Origin of the sequence: Acidovorax sp. CCYZU-2555 (genome assembly GCF_018413525.1) — a bacterium.
Classification (GTDB): domain Bacteria; phylum Pseudomonadota; class Gammaproteobacteria; order Burkholderiales; family Burkholderiaceae_C; genus Comamonas.
In genome coordinates, this window is sequence record NZ_JAHCDD010000016.1 from 54,936 (window position 1) to 80,168 (window position 25,233).

The window sequence follows — 25,233 nt, forward strand, 5'->3', positions numbered from 1 at the left end:
GTGACCAACACAACCCTTGGCACATCGTTGCGTTGCCTGGGCGCGTGCAAGTTGCACTGCGCCTGGTGTCCACCGCAAATCCCGCGATTTTTCGGGCCGTGTCAGGCCGTGTCAGCGACTGTTGCTCCGGGTAAATCCCGGTGCTTACGGATCGCATGTTACACACTCTGGCGCGGCCGAACTGTAAGAGGATGAACAGTCATGCCGTAGGGCCGTAAAATTCGCGTCACATGCAAGCATCCCACTCCGCCCCAGAAGCCCCAGCCCTCGTGCCTTCGCGTCCCTTGAGCATGCGCCAGCGTCTGCAGCGTCTTGCGCCTTATTTCGGCGGACGTCGCTGGACCTGGGTGCTGGCCGTGGCCGCAATGCTGGTCGGCGCCGCGACCGAACCCATGATTCCGGCGCTGCTCAAACCCCTGCTGGACAACGGATTTACCGACGGCAGCCTGCAGCTGTGGCTGGTGCCCGTGGCCATCATGGGCGTGTTCCTGTTGCGCGGCATCGCCCAGTTCGTCGGCCAGTACGCGCTGGCGCGCATTGCCAACGAAGGCATGCTGAGCCTGCGGCACGCGCTGTTCGACCGACTGCTGGCCGCAGACATGGCGCTGTTCTCGCGCCACTCGGCGAGCAGCTTGTCGAACACCGTGGTCTATGAAGTGCAGACCGGCTCGACGCTGCTGGTCCAGGCCATGATGGGCCTGTCGCGCGACAGCTTCACGCTGATCGCCTTGCTCGGTTACCTGCTCTATCTGAATTGGCAGCTGACGCTGGTCGTGGGCCTGGTCGTGCCCGGCGTGGCATGGATCATGAAGACGCTGTCGCGCCGGCTGTACCGCATCACCAAGGACAGCCAGGAAGCCACCGATTCGCTGGCCTATGTGGTCGAAGAGAACGTGCTGGCCCACCGCATGGTGCGCCTGCACGGCGCGCAAGACGTGCAGCAAAAGCGCTTTGGCGGTTTGAGCCAGCGCCTGCGCCACCTGGCCGTCAAATCGACGATTGCCTCCGCTGCCATGACGCCGCTGACGCAGCTGCTGGCCGCGGCCGCGCTGTCGACCGTGATCTGCATTGCGCTGTGGCAAAGCCGCCAGGCGCTGCGCGCCGACGATGTGACCGTGGGCGGCTTCGTGTCGTTCATCACCGCCATGCTGATGCTGGTGGCGCCGATACGCCGTCTGGCCGATGTGGCCAACCCGATCACGCGCGGCGTGGCCGCGCTCGAACGTGGCTTGGCGCTGCTCGACAGCACTCAGGCCGAACAGGGCGGCACCCACCGCCAGGAGCGCGCGCAAGGTGCGATCGAGTTGCGCGATGTAGGCGTGGCGTTCGGTGAAGATGAGGCCCCCGCGTTGGCCCAGGTGAACCTGCGCGTGCAGCCCGGCGAAGTCGTGGCCCTGGTCGGGCCTTCGGGCGCGGGCAAGACCACGCTGGTCAACCTGCTGCCGCGCTTTCTCGCGCCGACCAGCGGCGAGCTGCTGCTCGATGGCCGGCCGCTGGCCGAATGGGATCTGGCCAGCCTGCGCCGGCAGTTCGCGATGGTCAGCCAGGACGTGGTGATGTTCAATGACAGCATTGCCGCCAACGTCGCGCTGGGTGCGGAGCTCGACGAGGCCAAGGTCTGGGCCAGCCTCGAAGCGGCGAATCTGGGTGATCACGTGCGCCGCATGCCCCAGGGCCTGCAGACCGTGGTCGGCCACAACGCGGTGCAGCTTTCGGGCGGCCAGCGCCAGCGGCTGGCGATTGCGCGCGCGGTCTACAAGGACGCGCCGATTCTGATTCTGGACGAAGCGACTTCAGCGCTCGATACCGAGTCCGAGCGCCTGGTGCAGGACGCGCTGCAGCGGCTGATGCAGAACCGCACGACGCTGGTCATTGCCCACCGCCTGTCGACCATAGAACATGCGGATCGTGTGGTGGTCATGGAGCGCGGTCATATCGTGGAGCAGGGCACGCACGCGCAGTTGCTGGCCCAGGGCGGGCTGTATGCGAGGTTGCAGGCCGCGGGCTAGGAGCGCGCCGGGCAGGTGCTGCCGGCGAGGTGCGGCCGGGTGCGCCGTTCAAATCCCGTTCTTTGCCAATTCAGTGCCCACCTGAAGTACCGCCGATGCAATCGCCATGGGTGGCGAAAAGGTCGCGCCTACATTGAATAGCAGTTTGGCACCCGACACCGCGACGGACTCGAAGTCTCCCGACTGGTAGTTGCGATAGGCTTCCTCGGCGTTGCCCACCGCATCGGCAAGGTTGTAGAAGCGGCCCAGGCCCAGGGCTGCAGCGGCTTTGAAGATTGAGATTCCAGCCTGCAAGGAATCGCCCTTCTTGTAGGATTGCGCGCCGCTGTAGAGATTGGTGAACATGCCCACCTTGGCCATGAACAGCTGGGCTGCCAGTTTCGGAATGCCCTTTTTCATGAAGATATCGGTGACCAGCGATGCCGCGGAGGCGGTCTTGTCGACCGTCCCCAGATGGTTGGCGGCCGTGCCGGTGGTCTCGGGCGGATCGGCAGCTTTCCTTTCGAGGTGGGCGCGAAACATGGGAAACGAGAACGGGGTAGTTCCAGGCGTGAAGCTCATGCGGGTTCGCTTTCAGGCAAAGTTGGAACGCATGAACCCGGCATCGGGCGCAGCCGATTCGATGGGGGGCGCCAGGACTTTTTCAATGTCGCGCGAGGCAATTGAGCGCGCAAGCTGCTCGGCATGTCTGCCAAATGCCGCCAGCAACTGGAAGAACGCCTCCTCCTGCCACTGTTCCTCGCCCGGGGACCAGACCAGACGCAGAAGAATCTGGCGCGTCTGCGGGGCGATGCCGACATGACCCGTACCCGACAATATCGGGTCCAGATTCAGTGCCAGAAGGGCTTGATACAGCTGCGGCGGGGTGCTGTCATCCACTTCGCCGAGTTCGGCGGTCAGCACCAGTGCCGGGCGCTGCGGCACGGGCTCGATGCCCAGCTGCACGCCGCCCTGGGTTTCCAGCACGAAAGCGCCCTCGTCGGTGAAGCCAATGGTGATGTCCCAGGCGTCTTCAATGCTTTTTGCCCAGTTTCTCAGTGATGTCGCGGAATCAAGCACCATGTTCCCCTCCTGCCGTAGTGGAGGTAAGTAACAAATGCCGCGATCCAGTTCCTTGCCAAGCTAGCGGTGATGCGCCCGCTGGGGGCGCTGGCACAGCTCGCGCCCCGCTTTAACCCATTACGCTCACCTGAGCGGCGCCGGCCTCCATGCGGCCAATGACGCCAGCCTGGGCAAAGCCCTGGGCCGCAAACAGGTCGAGCACCTGCTGCACGCTGCCCGGGGTGCACGACACCAGCAGCCCGCCCGAGGTCTGTGGATCGGTGAGCAAGGCCTGCAAGGATGCGGGCACTTGGGCATCGATCACGATCTGGTCGCCATAGGCCGCCCAGTTGCGCGCCGACGCGCCCGTCACCACACCTTGTTCGGCAAACGCCTGTACCGTGGGCAGCAGCGGCAGCGCGCGGCTGTCGATGCGCGCCGTGAGGCCGGCGCCGCGCGCAAGTTCCAGCGTGTGGCCCAGCAGGCCGAAGCCGGTCACGTCGGTCAGCGCATGCACGCCTTCGATCTGCGACAGCGCCGTGCCCGGGCGGTTGAGCTGGGTCGTGGTCTGGACCATGGCGCGGTAGCCGTTGTCGTCCAGCAGGTTCTTCTTCAGTGCGGCCGACAGGATGCCCACGCCCAGCGGCTTGCCCAGCACCAGCAGATCGCCGGCCTGGGCATCGGCATTGCGCTTCATATGTTTGGGATTGACGATGCCAATGCCCACCAGCCCGTAGATGGGCTCGACCGAGTCGATCGAATGCCCGCCAGCCAGTGGAATGCCGGCTTCGCGGCAGATCGATTCGCCGCCTTCGAGCACCTTGGCGATGACGGCATGCGGCAGCACATTGATGGGCATGCCGACGATGGCCAGCGCCATCAGCGGCGTGGCGCCCATGGCATAGATGTCCGACAGCGCATTGGCCGCGGCGATGCGCCCGAAGTCATACGGGTCGTCGACGATGGGCATGAAGAAGTCGGTGGTTGCGACAATGGCCTGCTCGTCGTTGATGCGGTACACGGCCGCGTCGTCGGCGGTCTCGTTGCCCACCAGCAGATCGGGGAAGAACTGCTTGGGCAGCGCGCTTTGCCCGATCAGCTGCGCCAGCACGCCCGGCGCGATCTTGCAGCCGCAGCCGCCGCCGTGGGACAGGGAAGTCAGGCGTGGTGCGGCCTGGGGCAGGGTGGTGGAGTCGTTCATGGTGTGTTCTCGCTGTTCAGCGCGCGCAGGCGCGCGGCGGTGGGCAGCTGCCATTATGGACAGGCCAGGCGAGATTGGCAGCCCGGTCCACATGCCAGACGGGCTGGCGACAGGCGAAAGATGGCGGAAAGCAGCAGGAGTCGAACCTACCCAGGAGCGACTGACGCCCCTCACCGGGTTTGAAGCCCGGCCACACCACCGGGTGTGCATGCCTTCCATGGGTGCCCGGCCCCTTGGAGGGCAGGCACGCGAGCTTATTGTAATGGCGCTGCCGGACCTTGCCAGTGGGCATCGGGGCGCAGCAGATGGGCGTCGCGCAGGCGGCGCGTATAGCCCACGCGGTCGAAGAACTCGAGGATCTGGATGGCGCGCTTGCGGCCCAGGCCGGTGGCGTCGCGGAAGGCACGCGCCTCGACTTCGGCGCGCGCATCGCTGGCCGCAAGCGTCGCGACCAACTGCGCGAGCTCCTGCATGCGCGCGGCGCCGTAGAACAGATCTTTGACCACCTGGAACACCTGGCCGCGGCGCGTGAGCTTGCGCAGCAGCTGGCGCACGCCGTCTTCGCTGGCACCCGTGGTACCTGCGAGGTCGCGCACCCAGGGTGGGTCGTAGCGGCCCTCATCGAGCAGCGGCAACAGCCGCTCGGCGAGCAACTGTTCCGCGGCGCTCAGTTCGACGCGATGGTCTGGCAAATGCAGCCAGGCGCCGCTGGCGACCATCTGCGCATCGCGCAGCAGGCCGTCGATCAGCCCTCGCCACAGCGCATCGTGCGCGCCTTGCACCAGCCCGGGCCAGGCCATGCGGCGCAGGCGCGCGGCGTTGAGGCCGGGTTCGTCGGCATGCTTGTCGTGGAATTGCGCCAGCGTGGCCAGCACCTGGTCGCGCAACTGCTGCCAGCGCGATGCCGACAGCAGCAGGGTGTCGGCGCCCAGCGGCAGTTGCAGGCAGTCGGCGGGCAGGTCCTGCGCGGGCCAGCGCCGGCCCGAAAGCCGCACCAGCTGCGACAGCGGCAAGCCATGTGGCGACTGCGCGAGAAGTTCCTCGGCGCTGCCGGTGGCGATCAGTGCGTCGAGCGCGCGCAGATAGGCCTGGCGTTCGGCGCTGCGGCGCTTGCGCGCGGGCGCATAGGGGTCGGTCACCGTGCCGCCCGCGATCGTGCGGCTGGCCTGGGCGTTGCGCAGGATCAACCGGTCGCCGGGCAGGCAGAACACGGGCGCTTCGAGCACCAGCTGCGCGCGCACCGTGCTGCCGGGCTCTATGCGCTCGCCTTCGAGCAGCGCCACATGGGCCGTGCAATGCGCCGTGCCCAGGTGCAGGTGCACGGGAGTCCATTGGCGGATTTCGGGTGCCGAGGCCAGCAGTTGCAATTGAACGTCGATGCGGTCGCTGGCCTGCAGCAGCGCGCCGTCGGCAATCCAGTCGCCGCGCTGGATTTCATCCTTGCCCAGACCCGCGAGATTGAGCGCGCAGCGCTGGCCCGCGACGCCTTGCTCGCTGGCCTGGTTCTGCGCATGGATGCTGCGCACGCGCAGCGTCTGGCCGCTGCGCGAGTGCACCAGGCTGTCGCCCGTTGTCGCGGCGCCGCCAAACACCGTGCCCGTGACGACCGTGCCCTGGCCGGCGAGCGTGAAGCTGCGGTCCACGGCCAGGCGAAACAGGCCGCCCTGCGGCCGCGCGGGCATTTGCTGGGCCAGTGTTTCGAGGTGCTGGCGCAAGGCCGTGACGCCGACGTCAGCGGGCAGCGCTGCCGCGGTTTCGAAAACGCGGGCGCCGGCCAGCGGTGTGCTTGCGAGCAGGTCGCCCAACTGCGCACGCGCCGCAGCGATCTGCTCCTGGCTCGCGCGATCGACCTTGGTCAGCGCGATGGTCGCCTGGCCCACGCCCAGCAGTTGCAGTATGTCGAGGTGCTCGCGCGTTTGCGGCATCACGCCGTCATCGGCGGCCACGACCAGCAGCGCATGGTCTATGCCCACCGCGCCCGCGGCCATGGTGTGCACGAATTTCTCGTGGCCCGGCACGTCGATGATGCCCAGCACCTCGCCATTGGGCAGAGGCGCATAGGCATAGCCCAGCGCGATGGAGATGCCGCGCGCTTTCTCTTCCTTGAGCCGGTCGGTGTCCACGCCCGTGAGCGCGCGCACCAGCGTGGTCTTGCCATGGTCGATATGGCCTGCGGTGCCGATGATCATGAATGGAGGTGAGATGCCAACAAGGGCAGTTGTTCGGCGAACAGCGGCTGCTGCTCGGTTTCGAGGCAGCGCAGATCAAGCCACAGTGCATCGGCCTGGATGCGGCCTATCACCGGCCGGGGCAGGGCGCGCAGCGCGGCTTCAAGCTGCAGCAGCTGGCGGCCGGCCTGGCGCCCTGTTGCGGGGTGGATGCGCAGGCCGTGGCTGGGCAGCGATTCGACGGGCAGTGCGCCGCTGCCGATCTGGCTGGCCATGGCCGCGCTCTCGACCACATAGGCCGGGCCCAACGCGGCCTGCAAGGCCGGTGCGAGCGCCTGGGCCTGGGCCTGCATGTCGGCCGCTGGGCGTGTGAACAGCCGCAGCGTGGTCAGCCGCTGGGCCAGTTGTTCGGGGTGCAGATAGAGCCGCAGCACGGGCTCGAGCGCGGCCAGCGTGAGCTTGCCCACGCGCATCGCGCGCTTGAGCGGGTTCTTCTTGATGCGCGCGATCAAATCCTTGCGCCCGACGATCAGCCCGGCCTGCGGGCCGCCCAGCAGCTTGTCGCCGCTGAACGTCACGATGTCGGCGCCTGCTGCAATGGTTTCGCGCACCGTGACTTCGTAGGGCAGGCCCCACTGGCGCATGTCGACCAGCGTGCCGCTGCCCAGGTCGACGACCATGGGCAGGCCGCGGCCGTGGGCGATGTCGGCGACTTCATGGTCGCTGACGCTCTTGGTGAAGCCCGTGACGGCGTAGTTGCTGCAATGCACTTTCATCAGCAGGCCGGTCGCGTCGGACACCGCCTCGGTGTAGTCGCGTGCATGGGTGCGGTTGGTGGTGCCGACTTCGATCAGCCGCGCACCGGCGCGCGCCATGATGTCGGGAATGCGGAACGCGCCGCCGATCTCGACGAGTTCGCCGCGCGAAACGATCACTTCGCGCCCTTCGGCCAGCGTGCCCAGCGTGAGCAGCACGGCAGCGGCATTGTTGTTGACCACGGTCGCGGCTTCGGCGCCCGTGAGTTCGCAGACCAGGGCTTCGACCAGATCATCGCGGTCGCCGCGCCCCCCGGTCGCGAGGTCGTATTCGAGGTTGGCCGGGCTCAGCATGGCTTCGATCACGGCGTCCACCGCTTCCTGGGGCAGCAGCGCGCGCCCGAGATTTGTGTGCAGCACCGTGCCCGTGAGATTGAAGACCGCCTGCAGGCGCGGTGCGAAGCGCTTTGTCAGTCGCTGCTCGGCGGCCTGCGCGAGGCATTCGAAGTCGGTCGCATCGGGCGCGAGCACCATGCCCGCGCGCAGCTGGTCGCGCAGGCCGTCGAGCGTTTCGCGCAAGGCCTGGGTGCAGGCCTGGTGGCCGTAGCGCGCGCGCAGCGGGGCGAGCGCCGGGCTTTGCAGCAGCTTGTCGACCGATGGCAGTTGCGGCCAGGGGCGCGCATCCGTGTCGTGCGCAGCCGCGGCCGCGTGCAGGGGGGCGGTTTTCATCGAGCCATTCTCGGCTTATTCCGCTGCGGGGTCGACCAGTGCCTGATCGCCTTCGGCCTGCTCTTCGGCGAAGGCGACATAAAGCAGCGGGTTGGTACTCGCGCGTTTGAACGGGGTTTCGCTCATCAGCAGATCCAGCATCAGCGAGGCGAGGTCATCGGCCAGCGGTTCGGCCAGCGGGTCCTTTTCCTGGTTGACGACCTTGCGGTAGCTGCCGCATTCCGTGCAGGTCTCGGCGGTGACGACTTCGCCCAGGCCTTCGACGCCCTGGTACTGGATGCCCTTGGTCGACTCGCAGTGCGAGCACTTGACGCGCACCATGTGCCATTCGGTGCAGCAGGTGCCGCAGTGCAGATAGCGGTGGCCGTTGGCCTTGCCGCCTATGCGCAGCACGCTGGCCACGGGCTCGCTCGCGCAGACCGGACAGATCGATGCGGGCTCGGTGTAAGGAACATCGCTCACCGACAGGTGGGCCGCGCGCTGCGTGAACACGACTTGCAGCGCGGCCATCACGAACGGCGCCATGCCGACATCGCGCGCCGCTACTTCCTTTTGCAGCAGGCGGCTGGCCACGGCTTCGCGCTCGGAATGGGGCATTTCGCGCAGCGCGCCTATCAGCGGTTGCAGCGCAGCGGGCAGGCCATGGGTGCTGCCCAGGCGGGCGAGCATGGTGTCGAGCACCTGGTGCCAGGCCGGGTCCAGGTGATCCGCCGCGGGCATCAACGGCATCGAATGCTGCTGGGCCAGCGCGATCGCGTCGCCGGGCAGCTCAGGCGCGGGCAGGCTGGCCAGCGCCTGGTGCTGGGCGTCGACGATCTGGGCGACGAACAGGATGTAGTCGGCGATAGGGTTGCCATCGGCGAGCTGGCGCAGGCGCGCGGCACGCTCGGCAAACAGGCTGCCGATCTCGGGCAGGCGTATGCGCGGGAAATTGATCTGATCGATGGCTTCGATCTCGCCGCGTTGAAGAATGCGTTGCATGGTGTCTTTCCAAAATAGGTGCCGCCGGCACGCCCTGGCGGGCGTCCGGCGGCGGTGACGGGCGCAGGCAGCGCGGTCAGTCTTTTTCGCCGGTCATCTTGCGATACCAGATCGGATGATGGTACTTGGCCCAGGCGCGGTTCACGGTGCCGTAGACCATGGCGCGCAGCGTGCCGCGCGTCCAGATGGCGGCATAGATATGCAGGATGATCAGGCCGAACAGCGCGAACGCCGAGACCGCATGCAGCACCACGCTGGCGCGCACGATTTCCACGGGCAGGTTCCACCAGGCGCGCCACATCAGCGCGCCCGAGAGCGTGAGGCCCAGCATCGAGGCGATCAGCAGCCAGAACAGCACTTTCTGTCCGCCGTTGTACTTGTCCTGTTCGGGCATCACATGGTGCTCTTCAGTCACAAGTTTTGGCGCTTCCTTGAGCCACTGGCGGTCGCGGGCGCGGATGATGTTGAGCCGCCAGAAGCGGATCACCATCAGCACGAACGCCAGCGCCATCACCACCCCGATGTAGGGGTGGAGAATGCGCGTCCAGGGCCCGCCGCCGAACAGCTGCGTCAACGGAAAGAAGGCCGGGTGAAAGAACGCCAGGCCCGACAGCGCGAGCAATACGAAAGTGATCGCCACCAGCCAATGGTTGGCGCGCTCGCCGGCGGTGTAGCGCTTCAAGTCGCGGGGGCTGCGTTTCATTTTGCGTCCTCCTTGTCGAGCATCTGCTGCTCCAGCCGTTCTTCCATGCGGTCTTCCTCACGCTCGAGTTCCGCGGGCACGTCGTGCGGGCCCTTGGTCACGTAGTGGAAGAAGCTGCCCACGGCCGCCACGCCCAGCGCGGCCAGCGCCAGCGGCTTGGCCACACCCTTCCACAGCGAGACCATGGGGCTGATCTTGGGATCATCCGGCAGGCCCTTGTAGAGCGATGGCTTGTCGGCATGGTGCAGCACGTACATCACGTGCGTGCCGCCCACGCCTGGCGGGTCGTAGAGGCCGGCCTTGTCGTAGCCGCGGCGGTTCAGATCCTGGATGCGGTGCTCGGCATGGTCCTTCATCGCCGCCTTGGTGCCGAACTGGATGGCGCCGGTGGGGCAGGTCTTGACGCAGGCCGGCTCGCGCCCCACGGCCACGCGGTCTGAGCACAGCGTGCACTTGTAGGCCTTGTGGTCCTTCTTGGAGATGCGCGGAATGTTGAACGGGCAGCCGGTCACGCAGTAGCCGCAGCCCACGCAGTTTTCCTGCTGGAAATCGACGATGCCGTTGCTGTACTGCAGGATGGCGCCCGGCGACGGGCAGGCCTTGAGGCAGCCCGGGTCGTCGCAGTGCATGCAGCCGTCCTTGCGGATCAGCCATTCGAGGTTGCCCGTGGCCTCATTTTCGTACTCGGTGAACCGCATGACGGTCCACGAGTCGGCCGTGAGGTCGGTCGGGTTGTCATAGACGCCGGCGGCCAGCGTGCCGACGTCGTCGCGCAGATCGTTCCACTCCATGCAGGCGGTCTGGCAGGCCTTGCAGCCAATGCACTTGGAGACGTCGATCAGCTTGGCTACTTCGCCCGAGTGCGTTTCGCGCACGCTGGGCGAAGGGGTGGTGGTCGCCGAACGGCGCTTGATATCGAGAGAGTGTGTAGAAGACATCAGCTACTCCTTAGGCCTTTTCCACCTTCACGAGGAAGGTTTTGGATTCTGGTGTGTTGCTGTTGCCGTCACCAATCGACGCCGTCAGATTGTTGGCCATATAGCCCTTGCGCCCGGTCGACGAGAAGCCCCAGTGGATGGGGATGCCGACATGGTGCACGGTCTTGCCTTCGATCTGCATGGCCTTGAGGCGCTTGGTCACCACGGCCGCGGCCTTGACGAAACCGCGCTTGGAACTCACCTTGACCTGCTGGCCGGTGGCGATTCCCAGTTCCTGCGCCAGTGCTTCGCCGATTTCGACGAACTGTTCGGGCTGAATGATGTTGTTCAGCTGAACATGCTTGGTCCAGTAGTGGAAATGCTCGGTCAGGCGGTAGGTCGTGCCCACATGCGGGTACTCGGCGGCCGTGCCGTCGGTGCCCTTGGTCGACTCCAATATGCGCGCCGCGGGGTTGATGACCGCGAGCTTGTTCTTGGGGTACATCGGGTTGTAGCCCAACGGGTTGTCGAACGCTTCGTAGTGCGTGGGGAAGGGCCCTTCGTTCATGCCCTTGCGCGCGAAGAAGCGCGCCACGCCTTCGGGGTTCATGATGAACGGACCGACCGTGGCCGGGTCCATCGTCACCGCGATGTCGGGTACGTCGGCGCCGGCCCAGGCCTTGCCGTTCCACTCGACCAGCTTGCGGTTCGGATCGAAAGCCTTGCCTTGCAGGTCGCAGGACGCGCGGTTGTAGAGCACGCGGCGGTTGGCCGGCCAGGCCCAGGCCCAGTTGAGCGTATTGCCAATGCCCGTCGGGTCGGAGTTGTCGCGGCGCGCCATCTGGTTGCCCGAGGACGTCCAGCAGCCCGACCAGACCCAGCAGCCGCCCAGCGTCGTGCCGTCGTCGCGCATTTCGCCGAAGCCGGCCAACTGCTCGCCGGCCTTGCGTATCAGCTTGGTCGGGTCCTTGGGGTCGAACAGGTCGACCAGCGCGCGGCCGTTGTACTCCTTGGCGACTTCTTCCGAAGTCGGGTGCGCGGCCTGGGCGTAAGGCCAGTACAGGTTGGCGATGGGGTCGGCGAACTTGCCGCCGTCCTTGGCATAGGCCGCCTTGAGGCGCAGGTGCAGCGCCGACATGATGGCGATGTCGGTCTTGGCCTCGCCCGGCGGCTCGGCCGCTTTCCAGTGCCACTGCAGCACGCGCGACGAACTCACCACGGCGCCGTCTTCCTCGGCGAAGCAGGTGGTCGGCAGGCGGAAGACCTCGGTCTGGATGGTCGCGCTGTCGACATCGTTGAACTCGCCGTGGTTCTTCCAGAACTCGGAAGTTTCCGTGACCAGCGGGTCCATGATGACCAGGAACTTGAGCTTCGACAGCCCCTTGCGCACGTTGTTGCTGTTGGCCAGCGCGGCCAGCGGGTTGAAGCCCTGGGCGATGTAGCCGTTGATCTTGCCCTGGTTCATCAGGTCGAAGACCTGCAGCATGTCGTACTGGCGGTCGAGCTTGGGCAGGTAATTGAACGCCCAGTTGTTCTCGGCCGTGGCCGCGGGGCCGTACCAGGCCTTCATCAGACTCACATGGAACTTGGGCGTGTTCGACCAGTAGTTCATCTGGCCGGGCCGCATCGCCTTGGGCGTGCGCGCGTCGATGTACTTCTGGTAGTCCTGCTCGCCTTCGTTGGGCAGCGAAAGATAGCCCGGCAGGCTCGCCGACAGAATGCCCAGGTCGGTCAGGCCCTGGATGTTGGAGTGACCGCGCAAGGCGTTCATGCCGCCGCCCGCGACGCCGATGTTGCCCAGCAGCAGCTGGATCATCGCGCCGGTGCGCAGGATCTGCGCGCCGGTGGTGTGCTGGGTCCAGCCCAGGGCATAGAGGATGGTCGCGACCCGGCCCGATTCCGCTGTCGATGCGAGCTGCTCGCAGACATGCAGGAACTTGGCTTTCGGCGTGCCGCAGATGCTTTCGACCTTTTCGGGTGTGTAGCTCGCGTAGTGGCGCTTGAGCCACTGGTAGACGCAGCGCGGATGCTCCAGCGTGGCGTCGACGGTCACATAGCCGTCGGCGTCAAGCTCATAGTCCCAGGACGACTTGTCGTAGGTGCGCTTTTCGGGGTCGTATCCCGCGAAGATGCCTTCGTCGAACGCGAAGTCTTCCTTAACGATATAGGTGAAGTCGGTGTAGTTCCTCACGTATTCGTGATGGATCTTGTTGTTTGTCAGCAGATAGTTGATGACTGCGCCAAGGAACACGATATCGCTGCCCGAACGGATGGGGGCATAGAAATCGGCCACCGATGCGGATCGGTTGAAGCGCGGGTCGACCACCATGAAGTGCGCATTGTTGTGCTCCTTCGCTTCGGTCACCCATTTGAAGCCACAGGGGTGGGCTTCAGCGGCATTGCCGCCCATGATCAAAATGACGTCCGCGTTCTTGATGTCGACCCAATGGTTCGTCATCGCTCCTCGGCCAAACGTCGGGGCAAGACCTGCCACCGTCGGGCCGTGTCAGACACGTGCTTGGTTGTCGAGTGCAAGAAGGCCCCAGGAGCGGGCCACTTTGTGCGTGATGTATCCGGCTTCGTTGCTGGAGGCCGAAGCGGCCAGCATGCCGGTGGTGAGCCAGCGGTTGACGGTCTGGCCCTTGTCGTTCTGCTCGACGAAGTTCGCGTCGCGATCGTCCTTGAGCAGCTTGGTGATGCGGGTCAGCGCTTCGTCCCACGACATGCGCTTCCACTCGGTCGAGCCGGGAGCGCGGTATTCGGGGTATTTGAGGCGGCTGGGGCTGTGGACGAAGTCCAGCAGCGACGCGCCCTTGGGACACAGCGTTCCGCGGTTCACCGGGTGGTCCGGATCGCCTTCGACGTGGATCACCGACAGCTTGGCATTCTTGGCGCCGTCGCTGAGCGAGTACATCAGGATGCCGCAGCCTACGGAACAGTAGGTACAGGTCTGGCGCGTGACCGTGGTTGCGGCCAGCTTGAACTGGCGCACCTCAGCTAGGGCAGCGCTGGGCGAGAAGCCCATCACCGCCAAGCTGGATGCGGCCAGACTGGATCCAGTCACTTTCATGAACTGGCGTCTGGAGAATTGCACCATGTGGGGGTACCTTTTTATGGATGACGCTTATCGTTGAATTCTAGTAGTTCACACTGAATTTGGCGTCATCCAACAGCGCTTCCGCAGCTTCCTGGTCGGGTTCTAGTGCGGGCTTGCGGTATCGACCCGGTTCGCTCTCCAATAAGAAGGTTTTATAGAAGAGTGGTGCGCCCGCTCTTGCGTCGTCTATCTGTCATAGCGCGGTTTATTGTGCGTGAATAATCCAAGGGTTTACCCGTAGATAATCAAAAAAGGGCCGGAAATTCCGGCCCTTTGATATTCGGTGTCAGCGGTTCAGCGTGCAGGCGGCGTGTGGTCCGAGCCCGATTTGATGTCCTGGCTGAACAGATCCCACACGGCAATGAACAGCGCCGCGATCAGCGGGCCGACGACAAAGCCGGTCAGGCCGAACAGCGCCATGCCGCCCAGCGTAGAGATCAGCACGATGTAGTCGGGCATCTTCGTGTCCTTGCCGACCAGCACCGGGCGCAGCACGTTGTCGACCAGGCCGATCACCAGCACGCCATAGGCCGCCAGAATGCTGCCCTTGACGACGTCGCCGGTGGCGAAGAAATACAGCGCCACGGGGCCCCAGATCAGGCCCGCGCCCACGGCAGGCAGCAGCGACAGGAAGGCCATGACCACGGCCCACAGCACCGGCCCCTGGATGTCGAGCAGCCAGAAGATCAGCCCGCCGAGCGCGCCCTGGGCCATGGCGACGGCCAGGTTGCCCTTGATGGTGGCGCGCACCACGGTGGTGAACTTGCTGGCCAGTGCGGCCTTGTGCGCGGGCTCGAGCGGCAGCGCCTGGCGGATGCGGCGCACGAGCTCGGCGCCGTCGCGCAGCAGGAAGAACAGCAGATACAACATGACCGCGAAGCTCACCAGGAAGCCCAGCGTGTTCTGGCCTATGCCCACGGCCTGCGTGGCGACGACCTTGCTGGCCTGCACGGCGACGTTCGAGAGCTTGTCCTGGATGTCGATGACCGACGCCAGGCCCAGTCCGTCGAGCGCGCGCGTGGCCCAGCCGGGCAGGGCGGACATGATCTGCTGGAAGTACGCGCCCACGTTGATCTCGCCGGTGCTGAGGTTTTCATAGATCAGCGCGGCCTCGCGCACCAGAGAGGCGCCGATCAGCACCAGCGGAAGGATGACGATCAGCAGACAGATGCCCAGCGTGGCCAGCGCCGCGAGCGTAGGTTTGCGCGGCATGCGTGCGAGCAGGCGCTGGTGCAGCGGCGCGAACAACACGGCCAGGGCCACGCCCCAGAACACCGCGCCCAGGAAGGGCCAGAGGATGGCGAAGAAGCCTGCGGTGACGATGCACAGCAACAACAGAAATACGCGGTGATAGAGGATAGTGCTTTTCATGTGCGCAGCTGCGTTGAAGATAGTTGCAAATGTAATCGACGCGCGCGGCGTTGGATGGGGTAGCCTTGGCCGTTCAGTGGCACAATGGCGGTCGCAACAAAGGCCCTTCCCCATGCCACAGTCGCATCCGCCAATCGGTAAAGCCGTGTCGCGGAAGGTCTACCAACCAGCTAATGCTTTCTCAAGGAAAGCGGAGGTCAGCGGAATATGAGCGAGACAACTGTCTATCAAGCCTATCAAGGCAATACCTATCTCTTCGGTGGCAATGCACCGTATGTCGAAGAGATGTATGAAAACTACCTTGCCAATCCTGGCAGCGTGCCCGACTCGTGGCGCGAATATTTTGATGCGCTGCAGCATGTGCCCGCAGTCGATGGCTCCAATGCCCGCGACGTGCCCCACCTGCCGGTCGTCAATGCATTCGCCGAGCGTGCCAAGCAAGGCGGCACACGTGTCGTCGTCGCTTCGGGCGCGGACTCCGAGCTGGGCCGCAAGCGCACTGCTGTTCAGCAGCTGATCGCTGCCTACCGCAATGTGGGTCAACGCTGGGCCGATCTCGATCCGCTCAAGCGCACCGAGCGTCCCTCGATCCCCGAACTCGAACCTTCCTTCTACGGCTTCAGCGACGCTGACCAGGAAATCGTGTTCAACGTGGGCAACACCTTCTTCGGCAAGGAAACCATGCCCCTGCGCGAGTTGCTCAACTCGCTCAATGAAACGTATTGCGGTGCCATCGGCGCCGAATACATGTATGCCACCGACCAGAACCAGAAGCGCTGGTGGCAACAGAAGCTCGAAACGATTCGCAGCAAGCCCCAATTCGATGCCGCTCAAAAGAAGCGCATCCTGGACCGCCTGACCGCGGCCGAAGGCCTCGAGCGTTTCCTGCACACGAAGTACGTGGGCCAGAAGCGCTTCTCGCTCGAAGGCGGTGAAAGCTTCATCGTCGCGATGGACGAACTGATCCAGTCCGCAGGCTCCAAGGGCGTGCAGGAAATCGTCATCGGCATGGCCCACCGCGGCCGTCTGAACGTTCTGGTCAACACGCTGGGCAAGACCCCGCGCGACCTGTTCGCCGAGTTCGACCACACCGCTCCCGAAGAACTGCCATCGGGCGACGTGAAGTACCACCAGGGCTTCAGCTCCGACGTGTCGACGGCCGGCGGCCCGGTGCACCTGTCGCTGGCGTTCAACCCTTCGCACCTCGAAATCGTCAACCCCGTGGTTGAAGGCTCGGTGCGCGCCCGCATGGACCGCCGCGGCGACCCGCACGGCAAGCAAGTGCTGCCCGTGCTGGTGCACGGCGACGCGGCCTTTGCCGGCCAGGGCGTGAACCAGGAAACGCTGGCGCTGGCCCAGACCCGTGGTTACACCACGGGCGGCACGGTGCACATCATCATCAACAACCAGATCGGTTTCACCACGTCCGATCCCCGCGACACGCGCTCGACGCTGTACTGCACCGACATCGTCAAGATGATCGAGTCGCCCGTGCTGCACGTCAACGGCGATGATCCGGAAGCCGTGGCACTGGCTGTTCAGCTGGCGCTGGAATTCCGCATGGAATTCGCCAAGGACGTGGTCGTTGACATCGTCTGCTTCCGCAAGCTGGGCCACAACGAGCAAGATACGCCTGCGCTGACCCAGCCGCTGATGTACAAGAAGATCGCTGCCCACCCCGGCACGCGCAAGCTGTACGCAGACAAGCTGTCCGCACAAGGCCTGGGCGAGACCCTGGGCGACGACATGGCCAAGGCCTTCCGCGCCGCGCTCGACGAAGGCAAGCACACGGCCGACCCCGTGCTGACCAACTTCAAGAGCCAGTACGCTGTCGACTGGAGCCCCTTCCTGGGCAAGCCCTGGACCGACGCCGGCGACACCGCCATTCCGCTGACCGAGTGGAAGCGTCTGGCCGAGAAGATCACCACCATTCCCGAGTCCGTGTCTCCGCACGCACTGGTCAAGAAGGTGTATGACGACCGCGCAGCCATGGGCCGCGGCGACGTCAACGTCGACTGGGGCATGGGCGAGCACATGGCTTTCGCTTCGCTGGTCGCTTCGGGCTATCCCGTGCGTCTGTCGGGTGAAGACTGCGGCCGCGGCACGTTCACGCACCGCCATTCGGTCATCCATGACCAGAAGCGCGAAAAGTGGGACACCGGTTCCTACGTGCCTTTGCAGAACGTTGCCGAGAACCAGGCTCCGTTCGTCGTGATCGACTCGATCCTGTCCGAAGAAGCCGTGCTCGGCTTCGAATACGGCTACGCTTCGAACGATCCCAGCACCATGGTCATCTGGGAAGCCCAGTTCGGCGACTTCGCCAACGGCGCCCAGGTCGTGATCGACCAGTTCATCGCCTCCGGTGAAGTCAAGTGGGGCCGCATCAACGGCCTGACGCTGATGCTGCCGCACGGCTACGAAGGCCAGGGTCCTGAGCACAGCTCGGCGCGCCTCGAGCGCTTCATGCAGCTGGCTGCCGACACCAACATGCAGATCGTGCAGCCGACCACGGCCAGCCAGATCTTCCACGTGCTGCGTCGCCAAATGGTGCGCAACCTGCGCAAGCCGCTGATCATCATGACGCCCAAGTCGCTGCTGCGTAACAAGGACGCGACTTCGCCGCTGTCCGAGTTCACGACCGGTGCGTTCCAGACCGTGATCCCCGAGCAGGACCAGGCCATCGTGAACAACGCCGCCAAGGTCAAGCGCGTGATCGCCTGCTCCGGCAAGGTGTACTACGACCTGGTGAAGAAGCGTGCAGAACGCGAGCAGGACGACGTCGCGATCATCCGCGTCGAACAGCTCTATCCGTTCCCGCACAAGGCTTTTGCCGCGGAACTGAAGAAGTACCCACAGGCGACCGACATCGCCTGGTGCCAGGACGAGCCGCAGAACCAGGGTGCCTGGTTCTTCATCCAGCACAACATCCACGAGAACATGCTCGACGGACAGAAGCTCGGCTACTCCGGCCGCGCCGCATCCGCGTCGCCAGCCGTGGGTTACTCGCACCTGCACCAAGAACAGCAAAAGGCGCTGGTCGAAGGCGCATTCACCAAGCTCAAGGGTTTTGTTCTGACCAAGTAAGGCCGGAAACCCGAAATCAGTACAAACCTTTTGGAAAGAAAAATCATGGCTATCGTTGAAGTCAAAGTCCCCCAGCTGTCCGAGTCCATCGCAGAAGCGACCATGCTCACCTGGAAAAAGAAGGTCGGCGAAGCAGTTGCCGTCGATGAAATCCTGATCGAAATCGAGACCGACAAGGTCGTGCTCGAAGTGCCCGCTCCTTCGGCTGGCGTGATCACCGAGATCGTGCAAGGCGACGGCGCAACCGTCATCGCCGAGCAACTGATCGCCAAGATCGACACCGAAGCTGTCGCTGGTGCCGCCGCTGCTGCACCTGCCGCTGCCGCCGCTCCTGCAGCTGCTGCGCCTGCAGCCGCCGCAGCCCCTGCTGCCGCTGGCGGCAACAAGGGCGACGTCGCCATGCCCGCCGCTGCCAAGCTGCTGGCTGAAAACAACCTGTCGGCCGCCAACGTGGCTGGTTCGGGCAAGGACGGCCGCGTGACCAAGGGCGACGCCCTGGCCGCGATCAAGGGTGGCGTGCAATCCACCGCCGCCGTGATCCCCACGGGCGTGCCTACAAAGGCGCTGCCCCAGGTGTCCACACCTGCAGGCAAGCAAGACCTGGGCGAGCGTCCAGAGCAGCGCGTTCCCATGACCCGTCTGCGTGCCCGCGTGGCCGAGCGTCTGCTGCAATCGCAGTCGACCAACGCCATCCTGACCACGTTCAACGAAGTGAACATGGCGCCTGTCATGGCCATGCGCAAGAAGTTCCAGGACGACTTCACCAAGGAACACGGCGTGAAGATGGGCTTCATGTCCTTCTTCGTCAAGGCGGCAGTGCACGCCCTGAAGAAGTACCCCGTTCTGAACGCTTCGGTCGACGGCAACGACATCGTCTACCACGGCTACTTCGACATCGGTATCGCTGTCGGCTCGCCGCGCGGCCTGGTGGTGCCAATCCTGCGCAACGCCGACCAGATGAGCTTCGCCGACATCGAGAAGAAGATCGCTGAATTCGGTCAGAAGGCCAAGGACGGCAAGCTGGGCCTGGACGACATGACCGGCGGCACGTTCTCCATCTCCAATGGCGGCACCTTCGGTTCGATGATGTCCACTCCCATCATCAACCCGCCCCAGTCGGCCATCCTGGGCGTGCACGCGACCAAGGACCGTGCCGTGGTCGAAAACGGCCAGGTCGTTGTGCGTCCGATGAACTACTTCGCCATGTCCTATGACCACCGCATCATCGACGGCCGCGAAGCCGTCCTGGGCCTGGTGGCAATGAAGGACGCGCTGGAAGATCCCGCACGTCTGCTGTTCGACCTGTAATCCGCGCGCTGGTCCAGTCCACTAGCCCCATCAAAACCCACCCCGGCCCGCCCATAGCGGCGCAACGCCCGGCGGTGGGTTTTTTCCCAAATGCATTGAGAGAGTATTGAGACATGAGCAAGCAATTTGACGTCATCGTGATCGGCGCCGGCCCCGGCGGCTACATCGCCGCCATCCGCGCAGCCCAACTGGGCTTCAACGTCGCGTGTATCGACGAATGGAAGAATGAAAAGGGCGGTCCCGCACCCGGCGGCACCTGCACCAACGTCGGCTGCATCCCCTCCAAGGCGCTGCTGCAATCGTCCGAGCATTACGACCACGCGCGTCTGCACTTTGCCGACCACGGCATTTCGACCGGCGAAGTCGCGATGGACGTCGCGAAGATGATCGGCCGCAAGGACGCGATCGTGAAGCAGAACAACGATGGCATCCTGTACCTGTTCAAGAAGAACAAGGTCACTTTCTTCCACGGCCGTGGTTCGTTCGTGAAGGCCGCTGACGGCGGCTACGAAATCCGCGTCGCCGGCAAGGAAGAAGAAGTGCTGACGGCCAAGCAGGTCGTGATCGCCACGGGCTCCAACGCCCGTGCGCTGCCCGGCGTGCCGTTCGACGAAGTCAACGTGCTGTCGAACGACGGCGCGCTGCGCCTGGGCGCAACGCCCGCGACGCTGGGCCTGATCGGCGCCGGCGTGATCGGCCTCGAAATGGGCTCGGTCTGGCGCCGCCTGGGCACGGATGTGACCGTGCTCGAAGGCCAGGACAAGTTCCTGCCCGTGGTCGACGAACAGATCGCCAAGGAAGCCAAGAAGGCTTTCGACAAGCAAGGCCTGAAGATCGAAACCGGCGTCAAGGTCGGTGACATCCAGGTCAGCGACAAGGGCGTGACCGTGGCCTACACCAACGCCAAGGGCGAAGCCCTGACGCTGGCCGTCGACAAGCTGATCGTCTCGATCGGCCGCACCGCCAACACCATCGGCCTGAACGCCGAAGCCGTGGGCCTGGCGCTCGACGAGCGCGGCGCGATCGTCGTCGACGACGACTGCAAGACCAACCTGCCTGGCGTCTGGGCCGTGGGCGACGTGGTGCGTGGCCCCATGCTCGCGCACAAGGCGGAAGAAGAAGGCGTGGCCGTGGCCGAGCGCATCGCCGGCCAGCACGGCCATGTGAACTTCGCGACGCTGCCCTGGGTCATCTACACCAGCCCCGAGATCGCATGGGTGGGCCGCACCGAGCAGCAACTCAAGGCCGACGGCGTCAAGTACAAGGCCGGCACTTTCCCGTTCCTGGCCAACGGCCGCGCACGCGCGCTGGGCGACACGACCGGCATGGTCAAGTTCCTGGCCGATGCCGAGACCGACGAGATCCTGGGCGTGCATATGGTCGGCCCCATGGTCTCCGAGCTGATCGCCGAAGCCGTCGTGGCGATGGAATTCAAGGCCTCGAGCGAAGACATCGCGCGCATCTGCCACGCCCATCCTTCGCTGTCGGAATCGACCAAGGAAGCGGCCCTGGCCGTCGACAAGCGCACTCTGAACTTCTGATTCACGTGCGTTCGCAGCGGCCCCTGAGCCGGTTTCAGGGTGCCGCATCCGCCGAAAGGGCTTGGGTTCCAAGCGCTTTCGGCTTTTGTCATTTCACACCCAGCCCGCATGTCCCAGTCTGTTCGTGAGGCCTATGAGGCCGAGTTGCTTGCCAAAGGTTTCAAAAGCGATCCTGCCCAATTGCGCGCCGTCGAGGCCTTGCAGCGCTGCGCGGATGAATGGGCGGTCTACAAGGGCAAGCGATCGAACGCGTTCAAGAAGCTGATCAACCGCCCCGAGATCCCGCGCGGGGTCTACATGTACGGCGGCGTGGGCCGGGGCAAGAGCTTTCTGATGGAATGTTTCTTCGACGCCGTGCCGCTCAAGCGCAAGGCGCGCCTGCATTTCCACGAATTCATGCGCGAAGTGCACCGCGAACTCGCGGGCCTGCAAGGCGTGCAGGATCCGCTCGATGTGCTCGCGGCCAACATCGCCAAGAAATACAAGCTCATCTGCTTTGACGAGTTCCATGTCGCGGACATCACGGACGCGATGATCCTGTACCGTCTGCTCGTGGCGCTGTTCGACAACGGCGTGGGCTTTGTGACCACGTCGAACTTCGTGCCCGATGGCCTGTATCCCAACGGCCTGCACCGCGACCGCATCCTGCCGGCGATCGCCTTGCTCAACGAGCGCATGGAAATCGTCAATGTCGACAACGGCACCGACTACCGCCGGCGCACGCTTGAAATGGTCAAGCTGTACCACACGCCCTTGGGCCCCGAGGCCGACGCCGCGATGGAAGAGGCTTTCAACCAGCTCGCCGAAGTGCATGACGAAGACCCGGTGCTCAACATCGAGGCGCGCCAGATCCGCGCGCGCCGGCGCGCGGGTGGCGTGGTCTGGTTCGATTTCAAGACGCTGTGCGGCGGCCCGCGTTCGCAAAATGACTATCTCGAAATCGCCACGCAGTTCCATACCGTTCTGCTGTCCGATGTACCTTTCATGCCGGTCAATATGGCCTCGCCCGCGCGGCGCTTCACCTGGCTGATCGACGTGCTCTATGACCGCCGCGTCAAAATCATCCTGTCGGCGGCAGTGGCTCCCGAGCAGCTCTACACTGAAGGTCCATTGGCGCACGAGTTTCCGCGCACTGTGTCGCGTCTCAACGAGATGCAGTCCCAGGAGTTCCTGGCGCTCGAGCACCGCCTGGTCGATACCAGCCTGACCTGATGCCCATGTCCATTCATCGCCTGTTCCTTCATACGCGCGCCACACTGCGCACCGTCGCGCTGATCGCGGCCCTGCCTTGGGGCGCGGCCATGGCCCAGGCCGCCGATCCAGCCCCGGCCAAGCCGCCCGCGGCCGATGCCAGCGCGTTGAAAGCCCAGCGCGCCGCAGTGAAGGCCGAGCACGATGCCACGCGCGCGCGCATCACAGCCGAGCGCAAGGTCATACAGCAACGCCGCAGCCAGGAAGAGGCCGCCTGCTACAAACGGTTTGCGGTCGAAGACTGCCTGAGCGAAACGCGTACCCGGGCGCGCATTGCAGACAACGCCTTGCGCGATCAGGAAAGCGCGATCAACGCGATCGAACGGCGCGAGAAATCGGCCGAACGTCTGCGTTCGATCGAGCAGAAAGTCCAGGAGAAGAATCAGCAGACCGGTGCCCAGCCGGGCGTCGAAGGCAAGGTGCGCGGGCCCAAGCAGCCGGTGACTCCGGTGGCTCCGCCCGCTGCGCCCACGGCCAAGGATCTGGTCGATGCACAGGCGCTGCGTGCCCAGCAGGCGCGCGAACGTGCCCAGGCCCAAAGCCAACACCAGCAGTCCCATACGGCCGAGCAGGCCCGCAAGCAGGGGGCCGAGGCCGAACGCCGCGCGGCCGCGCGCCAGCGCTACGAAGAAAAGCAGCGCGAAGCCCAGGAAAACCGCGAACGCCAACGCGCCAAGGCCGCAGAATCGGACAAGCCCAAGGCCGCGCCTCTGCCTGCTCCATAGTTCGGTTGGTCAGGCCGGTTCAGGCGGTGCCAGTCTTCGGTTGCAGCGCTTCAATCTTGACGATTGCCAGGCTCAAGTTGTCGCCCGTGCCGCCCGCGCGCAAGCGCGCCTGGCGAATCAGCAATTCGGCCGCCTCGCGCGGCGGCAGAGCCTGCAGCAGCGTGGCCAACTCTTCGGCGTCGAAGTAGTGCCAGACCCCGTCGCTGCAAGCCAGCAGCGTGTGGCCGGGCTGCAGCTCGGCGATATGGTGTGGCGTGGCGGGCGGCGCCGAAGCCGCGCCCAGGCAGCCGACGAGGATGTTCGATTGCGGGTGACTCTGTGCCTGACGCTCGGTCAGCTGGCCGCGGTCCACGAGCGCCTGTACATACGAGTGATCGCGCGTGCGGTGCAGCAGGCGGTCCTCGTGGAAGTGATAGATCCGCGAATCACCCGAATGCACCCAGTGGCAGGCGCCGCTGGGCTGGATGATGAACGCCGCCATCGTGCTGTGCGGCTCCTGTTCGGCCGACAAGGCCGTGAGCCGGATCACGGTATGCGCTTCATGCACCATGTTCCTCAGCAACTCCATGGCGTCGTCGCTGGCCGGGTCGTAGCGCTCGAACAGCTGGCTGCAGGTGAGCATGACCTGGTCCGAGGCCTTGCGGCCGCCGCTGCGCCCCCCCATGCCGTCGGCGACCACTCCCAGCACGCAGCCATGCACGCGCGCGTGCTTGAGCAGTTGGACCTGGTCCTGCTGGTACTCACGGTCGCCGCGGTGCAGTCCGGTCGAGGCGATGAGGCGAAAAGAGGGGGGCATGGAACAATGCGGCCAGCCCAAAGGCGTGGCGAAGTGCGCGAGCCGACAGTGTACCGGCAGGATTTTCACTGTTCCATCGGGCAAGCCCGATTCAGCCGCAGGCGTATTCGTTGAATGCCAGCCGATTGAGCGCGGCGCAGACATCGGCCATGCGGCCGGAGATCAGCAGCCGGCCGCCCTGGCTGTCTGCGCTGGGGCCTTCAGTGCGCAGTATGCGCACGCCGCCGCGCGCGCTGGGTGGGCACAGCGGCCGGCGAGCGACCGGAGCGCAGCGCTGCAAGGGCAGGGTGCGTGGGGCGGGCAGCCGTGCCTGGCCGTTGGTGGTGGCCGCAGTGGCGGGCAAATGCCCAAACAGCATATCGTTTTGGGCATGGCGCGAGAAAGGCAGGGCCTGCAAAGCAAATTGCATGTGATATCTCCAGCAAAGGTACTAGGACGGCCGCAGCCGCTTGAGCCGTAGCCGCGGCGGCCGCAGCCGCAATCGGCCGTAGCCGTGCTTCGACCGGGCCGCGCAGGCGCCAGTCGAGAGGTGCAATGCACGGCCCCAAGGCCCTGCAAGGAAAGCAGCGTGTTACATGAACATGCTGTTGCGGATCAGGCCGACCGCCAGGCCTTCGATTGCAAACGGTTCGTCAGGTTTGACGTGGATCACCGGGAAATCGGGATTTTCGGGCAGCAGCTCGATGCCGGTGCGCGTGCGGCGCAGGCGCTTGACAGTCACTTCATCGCCCAGGCGGGCGACTACAATCTGGCCGTCGCGCGCGTCCTTGCTGGCCTGTACCGCCAGCAAGTCGCCGTCCATGATGCCGGCATCGCGCATCGACATACCGCGCACCTTGAGCAGATAGTCGGGCTTGGCCTGGAACAGGCTGGGCTCGACCGCATAGGTTTGGTCGATATGTTCCTGCGCCAGGATGGGCGAGCCCGCCGCCACACGGCCGACCAGCGGCAGTATCAGCGAAGCCATTGCGGCCAGCGGCGATGCAAAGCTCGCGCCGCGCGCGGCGTTGATGTTGCGCACCGTGTCATGCCGAAGGCGAATGCCGCGCGACGTACCGCTGACCAGTTCGATCACGCCTTTGCGCGCCAGGGCCTTCAAATGCTCTTCGGCGGCGTTGGCGGAACGAAAGCCCAGCGTGCCGGCAATTTCGGCGCGGGTAGGGGGCGCACCGGTGCGCTCGATGGCAGACTGGATCAGGTCCAGGATTTGCTGCTGTCGCGGTGTGAGCTTGGGATGATCGAGCATGGCAGTCCTTGTGCAGATGGGTGCTTGCTAAAGCAATCTGTTCTTTTATACAGTGACTGTATTTTTCACCAGTTTTCAAAGGGCCGCAAGTGGGCAATTCAAATAATGTGGTCATATTGGCCACAGGCGGCACGATCGCCGGCACGGCAGCGCATGCATCGCAGGCCGTGGGCTATACCGCTGCGCAGCTGGGCGTGGCGCAATTGCTGGGCGCGGTGCCCGATCTGGCCGCGGTGGCTGGCGGCGATCTGCTGGCCGAGCAGGTCGCCCAGATAGACAGCAAAGACATGGATGTCGCGACCTGGGTCGC

General features: G+C 64.9%; 20 protein-coding genes and 1 tRNA gene. 7 read left to right on the top strand and 14 right to left on the bottom strand.

The window, feature by feature from the left end; all coding sequences use genetic code 11:
• Positions 1-230: 230 nt before the first annotated feature.
• Entirely contained in the window at positions 231-2,009 is a 1,779-nt protein-coding gene (msbA, locus tag KHY18_RS08025; RefSeq protein ID WP_213297591.1) for a lipid A export permease/ATP-binding protein MsbA, read from the top strand.
• Between the two features lie 48 nt (positions 2,010-2,057).
• On the opposite strand, the gene KHY18_RS08030 is transcribed toward msbA, so the two are convergent.
• From KHY18_RS08030 to KHY18_RS08080, 11 genes are all read right to left on the bottom strand, one after another.
• On the bottom strand, positions 2,058-2,570 hold the full coding sequence (locus KHY18_RS08030; RefSeq protein ID WP_213297600.1) for a hypothetical protein: 513 nt from the start codon (positions 2,568-2,570) through the stop codon (positions 2,058-2,060).
• A 12-nt stretch (positions 2,571-2,582) separates the two neighbouring features.
• Positions 2,583-3,071, bottom strand: coding sequence for a type III secretion system chaperone (locus KHY18_RS08035; RefSeq protein ID WP_213297610.1), 489 nt, complete (start codon positions 3,069-3,071; stop codon positions 2,583-2,585).
• Positions 3,072-3,180: 109 nt separating this feature from the next.
• The gene (gene selD / locus KHY18_RS08040; RefSeq protein WP_213297613.1) at positions 3,181-4,251 is read right to left on the bottom strand and encodes a selenide, water dikinase SelD; all 1,071 of its coding nucleotides are present in this window, start codon (positions 4,249-4,251) and stop codon (positions 3,181-3,183) included.
• A gap of 121 nt (positions 4,252-4,372) precedes the next feature.
• Positions 4,373-4,468 (bottom strand) — tRNA-Sec (locus KHY18_RS08045).
• A 37-nt stretch (positions 4,469-4,505) separates the two neighbouring features.
• Positions 4,506-6,440 carry a selenocysteine-specific translation elongation factor gene (gene selB, locus KHY18_RS08050; RefSeq protein ID WP_213297616.1) on the bottom strand — a complete coding sequence of 645 codons (1,935 nt, stop codon included), beginning with the start codon at positions 6,438-6,440 and terminating at the stop codon, positions 4,506-4,508.
• Positions 6,437-7,903 carry an L-seryl-tRNA(Sec) selenium transferase gene (gene selA / locus KHY18_RS08055; RefSeq protein WP_213297626.1) on the bottom strand — a complete coding sequence of 489 codons (1,467 nt, stop codon included), beginning with the start codon at positions 7,901-7,903 and terminating at the stop codon, positions 6,437-6,439. The genes selB and selA overlap by 4 nt, the downstream gene beginning before the upstream one ends.
• A 15-nt stretch (positions 7,904-7,918) precedes the next feature.
• Positions 7,919-8,884 carry a formate dehydrogenase accessory protein FdhE gene (fdhE, locus tag KHY18_RS08060; RefSeq protein ID WP_213297638.1) on the bottom strand — a complete coding sequence of 322 codons (966 nt, stop codon included), beginning with the start codon at positions 8,882-8,884 and terminating at the stop codon, positions 7,919-7,921.
• Positions 8,885-8,960: 76 nt separating this feature from the next.
• Complete coding sequence (locus KHY18_RS08065) at positions 8,961-9,587, bottom strand: formate dehydrogenase subunit gamma (RefSeq protein ID WP_213297640.1); 627 nt, start codon at positions 9,585-9,587, stop codon at positions 8,961-8,963.
• Positions 9,584-10,525, bottom strand: a complete 942-nt coding sequence (fdxH, locus tag KHY18_RS08070) for a formate dehydrogenase subunit beta (RefSeq protein WP_213297642.1) — start codon at positions 10,523-10,525, stop codon at positions 9,584-9,586. The genes KHY18_RS08065 and fdxH overlap by 4 nt, the downstream gene beginning before the upstream one ends.
• 10 nt (positions 10,526-10,535) lie before the next feature.
• The gene (gene fdnG, locus KHY18_RS08075; RefSeq protein ID WP_213297648.1) at positions 10,536-13,601 is read right to left on the bottom strand and encodes a formate dehydrogenase-N subunit alpha; all 3,066 of its coding nucleotides are present in this window, start codon (positions 13,599-13,601) and stop codon (positions 10,536-10,538) included.
• Between the two features lie 294 nt (positions 13,602-13,895).
• Entirely contained in the window at positions 13,896-14,972 is a 1,077-nt protein-coding gene (locus tag KHY18_RS08080; RefSeq protein WP_213297651.1) for an AI-2E family transporter, read from the bottom strand.
• 207 nt (positions 14,973-15,179) lie between these two features.
• Here KHY18_RS08080 and KHY18_RS08085 point away from each other — a divergent pair, with 207 nt between their 5' ends.
• The 5 genes from KHY18_RS08085 to KHY18_RS08105 all read left to right on the top strand — a co-directional run bounded on the left by KHY18_RS08085 (position 15,180) and on the right by KHY18_RS08105 (position 22,881).
• Positions 15,180-18,056: a 2-oxoglutarate dehydrogenase E1 component gene (locus KHY18_RS08085; RefSeq protein ID WP_213297665.1), complete on the top strand. Its 2,877-nt coding sequence runs from the start codon at positions 15,180-15,182 to the stop codon at positions 18,054-18,056.
• A gap of 45 nt (positions 18,057-18,101) precedes the next feature.
• Positions 18,102-19,364, top strand: a complete 1,263-nt coding sequence (gene odhB / locus KHY18_RS08090) for a 2-oxoglutarate dehydrogenase complex dihydrolipoyllysine-residue succinyltransferase (RefSeq protein WP_213297668.1) — start codon at positions 18,102-18,104, stop codon at positions 19,362-19,364.
• Between the two features lie 113 nt (positions 19,365-19,477).
• A complete protein-coding gene (gene lpdA / locus KHY18_RS08095; protein WP_213297671.1) occupies positions 19,478-20,905 on the top strand; it encodes a dihydrolipoyl dehydrogenase in 1,428 nt (475 codons plus the stop codon).
• 108 nt (positions 20,906-21,013) lie between these two features.
• A complete protein-coding gene (gene zapE / locus KHY18_RS08100) occupies positions 21,014-22,117 on the top strand; it encodes a cell division protein ZapE (RefSeq protein ID WP_213297674.1) in 1,104 nt (367 codons plus the stop codon).
• Positions 22,118-22,122: 5 nt separating this feature from the next.
• On the top strand, positions 22,123-22,881 hold the full coding sequence (locus KHY18_RS08105) for a hypothetical protein (RefSeq protein ID WP_213297683.1): 759 nt from the start codon (positions 22,123-22,125) through the stop codon (positions 22,879-22,881).
• Between the two features lie 19 nt (positions 22,882-22,900).
• Here KHY18_RS08105 and KHY18_RS08110 read toward each other — a convergent pair whose 3' ends face one another.
• The 3 genes from KHY18_RS08110 to lexA all read right to left on the bottom strand — a co-directional run bounded on the left by KHY18_RS08110 (position 22,901) and on the right by lexA (position 24,923).
• Complete coding sequence (locus KHY18_RS08110) at positions 22,901-23,677, bottom strand: PP2C family protein-serine/threonine phosphatase (protein ID WP_213297689.1); 777 nt, start codon at positions 23,675-23,677, stop codon at positions 22,901-22,903.
• Between the two features lie 91 nt (positions 23,678-23,768).
• Positions 23,769-24,086 (bottom strand): hypothetical protein, encoded by a 318-nt coding sequence (locus KHY18_RS08115; RefSeq protein ID WP_213297691.1) that lies wholly within the window; start codon positions 24,084-24,086, stop codon positions 23,769-23,771.
• 162 nt (positions 24,087-24,248) lie between these two features.
• Positions 24,249-24,923 carry a transcriptional repressor LexA gene (gene lexA, locus KHY18_RS08120; RefSeq protein WP_213297713.1) on the bottom strand — a complete coding sequence of 225 codons (675 nt, stop codon included), beginning with the start codon at positions 24,921-24,923 and terminating at the stop codon, positions 24,249-24,251.
• Between the two features lie 89 nt (positions 24,924-25,012).
• Here lexA and KHY18_RS08125 point away from each other — a divergent pair.
• Positions 25,013-25,233: asparaginase domain-containing protein (locus KHY18_RS08125; RefSeq protein ID WP_213297721.1), on the top strand; the 221-nt coding region annotated here is incomplete at its 3' end.

What these genes read in the sequence shown, in the direction of transcription:
- fdhE (WP_213297638.1), bottom strand. Translation starts at nt 8,884, where the DNA reads ATGCAACGCATTCTTCAACGCGGCGAGATCGAAGCCATCGATCAGATC.
- KHY18_RS08110 (WP_213297689.1), bottom strand. Translation starts at nt 23,677, where the DNA reads ATGCCCCCCTCTTTTCGCCTCATCGCCTCGACCGGACTGCACCGCGGC.
- lpdA (WP_213297671.1), top strand. Translation starts at nt 19,478, where the DNA reads ATGAGCAAGCAATTTGACGTCATCGTGATCGGCGCCGGCCCCGGCGGC.
- fdxH (WP_213297642.1), bottom strand. Translation starts at nt 10,525, where the DNA reads ATGTCTTCTACACACTCTCTCGATATCAAGCGCCGTTCGGCGACCACC.
- KHY18_RS08115 (WP_213297691.1), bottom strand. Translation starts at nt 24,086, where the DNA reads ATGCAATTTGCTTTGCAGGCCCTGCCTTTCTCGCGCCATGCCCAAAAC.
- selD (WP_213297613.1), bottom strand. Translation starts at nt 4,251, where the DNA reads ATGAACGACTCCACCACCCTGCCCCAGGCCGCACCACGCCTGACTTCC.
- selB (WP_213297616.1), bottom strand. Translation starts at nt 6,440, where the DNA reads ATGATCATCGGCACCGCAGGCCATATCGACCATGGCAAGACCACGCTG.
- KHY18_RS08105 (WP_213297683.1), top strand. Translation starts at nt 22,123, where the DNA reads ATGTCCATTCATCGCCTGTTCCTTCATACGCGCGCCACACTGCGCACC.
- odhB (WP_213297668.1), top strand. Translation starts at nt 18,102, where the DNA reads ATGGCTATCGTTGAAGTCAAAGTCCCCCAGCTGTCCGAGTCCATCGCA.
- zapE (WP_213297674.1), top strand. Translation starts at nt 21,014, where the DNA reads ATGTCCCAGTCTGTTCGTGAGGCCTATGAGGCCGAGTTGCTTGCCAAA.
- KHY18_RS08080 (WP_213297651.1), bottom strand. Translation starts at nt 14,972, where the DNA reads ATGAAAAGCACTATCCTCTATCACCGCGTATTTCTGTTGTTGCTGTGC.
- KHY18_RS08030 (WP_213297600.1), bottom strand. Translation starts at nt 2,570, where the DNA reads ATGAGCTTCACGCCTGGAACTACCCCGTTCTCGTTTCCCATGTTTCGC.
- KHY18_RS08085 (WP_213297665.1), top strand. Translation starts at nt 15,180, where the DNA reads ATGAGCGAGACAACTGTCTATCAAGCCTATCAAGGCAATACCTATCTC.
- msbA (WP_213297591.1), top strand. Translation starts at nt 231, where the DNA reads ATGCAAGCATCCCACTCCGCCCCAGAAGCCCCAGCCCTCGTGCCTTCG.
- KHY18_RS08035 (WP_213297610.1), bottom strand. Translation starts at nt 3,071, where the DNA reads ATGGTGCTTGATTCCGCGACATCACTGAGAAACTGGGCAAAAAGCATT.
- lexA (WP_213297713.1), bottom strand. Translation starts at nt 24,923, where the DNA reads ATGCTCGATCATCCCAAGCTCACACCGCGACAGCAGCAAATCCTGGAC.
- KHY18_RS08065 (WP_213297640.1), bottom strand. Translation starts at nt 9,587, where the DNA reads ATGAAACGCAGCCCCCGCGACTTGAAGCGCTACACCGCCGGCGAGCGC.
- selA (WP_213297626.1), bottom strand. Translation starts at nt 7,903, where the DNA reads ATGAAAACCGCCCCCCTGCACGCGGCCGCGGCTGCGCACGACACGGAT.